The organism is Microvirga sp. P4_G7 (assembly GCF_056401005.1).
This window is the reverse complement of record NZ_JBFUKD010000298.1, coordinates 1-4,337: the sequence shown is the minus strand read 5'-3', so window position 1 is coordinate 4,337 and position 4,337 is coordinate 1. Positions and strand designations below refer to the sequence as shown.

The 4,337-nt window shown below is 61.9% G+C and carries 3 protein-coding genes and 1 pseudogene; all 4 read right to left on the bottom strand.

Annotation, left to right across the window (positions count from 1 at the left end; genetic code table 11):
• A pseudogene (locus AC1DT3_RS13170) lies at window positions 1-221 on the bottom strand (chemotaxis protein CheR); the annotation flags it as partial.
• On the bottom strand, window positions 218-1,312 hold the full coding sequence (locus tag AC1DT3_RS13165) for a protein-glutamate methylesterase/protein-glutamine glutaminase (RefSeq protein WP_477465702.1): 1,095 nt from the start codon (window positions 1,310-1,312) through the stop codon (window positions 218-220). The gene AC1DT3_RS13165 and the pseudogene AC1DT3_RS13170, both read right to left, overlap by 4 nt.
• Window positions 1,313-1,349: 37 nt before the next feature.
• Window positions 1,350-1,715, bottom strand: a complete 366-nt coding sequence (locus AC1DT3_RS13160) for a response regulator (protein WP_477465701.1) — start codon at window positions 1,713-1,715, stop codon at window positions 1,350-1,352.
• A 114-nt stretch (window positions 1,716-1,829) separates the two neighbouring features.
• Window positions 1,830-4,337: hybrid sensor histidine kinase/response regulator (locus tag AC1DT3_RS13155; protein ID WP_477465700.1), on the bottom strand; the 2,508-nt coding region annotated here is incomplete at its 5' end.

Here is a 4,337-nt window from a genome sequence, read left to right as displayed (position 1 = left end):
AAGGTCTCGTTCGTCGTCATCGCCTCGACGACGGCCGTCTCGAGATCACGACGCCGACCGCCTTTGATGCCGGAGACGAGCTCGACCAAGTTGCCCACGTTGAACGTCCGGCACAACGGCGTCAGCCGACTTTCGACGAGGTAGCGCTTCTCCGGCGTGAGCGCGAGACCGGACCGGTTCTTGAGGAAGGCGCAGAGATATTCGAGATCAAGTTCGGTCATGTGAGTGAACCGGTGATGTGGCCCCGGAGCGCAGGCCCGATGGCGTCGAGAGCGAGGATGTCATGGGCCAGTCCTGCCTTGGCAATGCTGCCCGGCATTCCCCAGACGGTGCTCGTGGCTTCGTCCTGGACGAGGACCGTCGCACCGGCTTTGACCAACTCGCCCGCCCCCTTGGTGCCATCGGCACCCATGCCGGTCAGTACGACGGCGAGCGCAGCGTTCCCGAAGATCGCGGCAGCGTCGCGAAAGAGAACATCGACGGCCGGGCGGCAGAAGTTCACAGGCGGGGAATCATCGAGACGGACAGTCGGCATCTCCGATGCCGTTTTCGCCAACCCCATGTGCCGGCCGCCCGGCGCAACGAAGATCGTGCCTGGCAGGAGCGGCTCACCGTTGCGAGGTTCGCAGGCTCGCACCCCGAGCTGTGCCTGAAGGTGCTCCGCAAACACCGCCGTGAACATCGGCGGCATGTGCTGAACGATGAGAATGGGGATGCGACGCAAGGCTGGCCCCATCCCCATCAAGACTTCCTCGACGGCCCGTGGACCGCCCGTGGATGCGCCGATGAGGAGACATTCCGGACGGGCGGGGATCGGCTTTGGAGATGGACGGGTCGGCGCAAGGGCGGCGCGTCCAGGCCGCGCCCGCGCTCCGGCATGCGCTTTCAGTTTGTCGATGAGATCCCGGCGGAAGTCCGCCGACGCACTGACCTGCTGGCGACCGTCAGGTTTGGCGAGATAGTCGAYGGCCCCCATCGAAAGACATTTCAGGGAAATCTCGGCATTTCGCTGAGTCAAAGTCGAGACGACGATCACCTTGATGCCGGGGCGCTGCTTGAGCAGAAGCGGCAAAGCGGCGACACCGTCCATTTCCGGCATCTCGAGATCGAGCAGAACGATATGAGGTTTGAAGCGCTCGGCGGATTCGATGGCGATGCGGCCGTTGGACGCCGTCGTCACCACCTCGAAATCGCCGACTTCGTTGATCCACCGCGCCATGAGTCCGCGGATAACGACGCTGTCGTCGACGACCATGACCCGGGTCCGCGCTGGTTCTGCGGACGGTGCTTGCAAAGGAAGGCCGATGGTCATGATGAGCTCGAAGGAGAATACAGGCTGAAAAGAAGGCTTAAACCAATCCGACTTCCTGGAACTTGGCGGTCAAAATATCTTTGTCGAATGGCTTCATGATGTATTCGTTGGCGCCGGCATGAAGCGCGCGGGTGATGAAATCCAGGTCGTTCTCCGTCGTGCAGAACACGATCTTGGGATCGTTTCCGTTCGGCATGCCGCGAAGGTGAGTCAGGAATTCGTAGCCGTCCATGACCGGCATGTTCCAATCGAGCAGAACCGCATCGGGCATGTCGGATTGGCAGGCAGTGAGTCCCTTCTGTCCGTTTTCGGCTTCAGAGACGCGAAATGCCATCTCCTCCAAAATCCGGCGCGCGACCTTCCTGATCACCGCGGAATCATCAACTATCAGGCAATGCTTCACTGGTTTGGACTCCTTGAAACAAGATCCGGCCCGCGCGAGCCCGGAAATTTAAATGCAAGCAAGGCGACAATGGGCCCCCATGCTCGCGCCAGGCTGTCGTCACTGACGAAACCGTCAAGCAGCCTCGTTGAGCGGGCCAGTCAGTTCCGCAAGCGCCGACAAGAGGCCGCGCCGGTCGAATTTCGCGATGAGCTCCGTGACCCGAAGCTTGCGCGCTTCGCTGATCTGGCGCGGATCATGCCGCACCGCGAGGGCGATGACCGGGAGATTGGCTGATTCCGCCTGAACTCTGAGAGCCTCGACGAGTTCGAAACCGGTACGATCCGGAAGCTCGAGATCGGTGATCAGCACATCCACGCGCGGTCCGTTGCCGAGGAATTGGAGCGCTTCCGCGGCGCTCGCCACCGCGTAGACCTTGTAGCCCGATGCGCGCAGCACCGGTGTCAGCATGTCGCGGAAGAACGCGGAGCCATCGACCAACAGAACAGCTTGGGAGCCGTTCACGCCGTTGCCCGAGGTCGACCGCATCCAGGCGTCGTGCACAAGCGGCAGATAATGCGCGACGTTGACGATCTCCGTCGCGCGTCCCCTGACCACGGCCGAACCGATGAGATCGGAGCGATCGGCAACGAGTTCGATTTCCAAGAGATCGTCGACGATATCGACAATCTCTTCCACGGCGAGACCCATGGACAATTCGCCGTCCGAGAACACCACAAGAGCCTGTATGCCTTCGCGTTTGATCTCGAGCGACTCGTCCGAAGCGACGAGCGGCATGAGACGACCGCGATATTGCACGAGCGGACGTCCTCCCAGCCATTCGATGGTGGCCGCATCGATCTCTTCGAGGCGGGTCACGAGCGACAACGGTACCGCTTTCAGACTCTCACTGCCGCCGCGGAAAACGAGAAGCGTCGTAAGATCGTTCGCGATATTGCTGTCCTGCTCAGGCATTTCGTCGCCCTGGAACTGACCATCGTCGCCGGCGGAGCCGACCATGCGCGCAAGGCCATTCGGATCGACGATCAAGACAACGGCGCCATCGCCGAGGATCGTATTTCCGGAGAACAGTTGGATATGCCGCAGCTTCGAGGACATCGGCTTGACGACGATTTCCTCCGTATGGAACACACCATCGACGAGAATGCCGAAGCGCTGGCGCCCCACTTGCGTGACGACCACGAAGCCTTCGTCCGCATTCGCTTCGCCGCTCAAGCCGAGCACCTTGGACAGAGGAACGATYGGCAGCAGGCGTTCGCGCAAACGCAGAACCGGCGTGCCGTTGATGCGTTCGATTGAGTGTTCGGAACCCGGCGTAACGCGCACCAGCTCCAACACGGCGACCTGCGGAATGGCGAAGCGCTGGTCCTTCGACGACACGATGAGCGCCGCGACGATGGCGAGCGTCAGCGGAATCTTGATCGTGAACGTCGTGCCGCGCCCCTGCTCGGAGCGGATTTCCACCGTACCGCCGATCAGCTCGATATTGGTCTTCACCACATCCATGCCGACACCGCGGCCAGACACGGAGGTGACGGCCTTGGCGGTCGAGAAGCCGGGATGGAAAATGAACTTGGCGATCTGCGCCTCACTCATGCGCTCCACATCCGCTTCGCTCGCGACGCCGCGCTCGACGGCCTTCTTGCGGATGGCCGCGAAGTTCAGACCGCGTCCATCGTCGGCGATCTCGATCGTGATCGTCCCGCCCTCGTGGTAGGCGTTGAGGCGAATTGATCCGCGCTCGGATTTGCCAGCGACCTTGCGTTCGAGGGGCGCCTCGATGCCGTGATCGGCGGAGTTGCGCACCATGTGCGTCAGCGGATCCTTGATCACCTCCAGGACCTGCCGGTCGAGTTCGGTGTCGGCCCCCTGCATGACGAGATCGATCTTCTTCGACAGTTCGGCCGAGAGATCGCGCACCACACGCGGCAGCTTCTGCCATGCGTTGCCGATCGGCTGCATGCGCGTCTTCATGACGCCTTCCTGCAGCTCGGCCGTCACATGCGAAAGACGCTGTAGTGGCACCTTGTAGCTGTGATCGTCGACGCGACGGGAGATTTCGAGCAATTGATTACGAGTGAGAACCAGCTCGGACACCATCGTCATCAAGTGCTCGAGCGTATCGACATTGACGCGGATGGTCTGCACTTTCGCCACCGCTGCCTCAACAGCTTCAATCGCTTCTGGCGCAGGGCCGGCGTCGGCCTTCGTCGTCGACGTGACGGGTGCCGGATTGGAAGCGACAATAGGAGGCGTGACGGCGGGAGCCGGTTTTGGCGTTTGCGGTCCGGGCGTTTCGCGAAAGGCACGCTCGAGGTCGTCGAGGGAAACCTCGCCGGGGCGCAGCGTCCGTTCGAGCACCTGATAACTGAGCGTCCCCACCGTTTCGATCGCAGGTTCCGGTTTCGCCGGTGCGTCGTCGGTCGCCATCGCCTCGAGGCGATCGATCAGATCGCGATCGGACCCTTCCGGCTCGGAACCGAGACGCTCCAGTTCGCCGAGAATATCCTTGATCCGGTCGAGCGTCGCCAGAATGAGCGTGACAGCTTCCGTCGTGACCGCTTGGCCGTCGCGGAACTTGCCCATCAGGGTTTCCGCCGCGTGCGCCAAGGCTTCGAGACG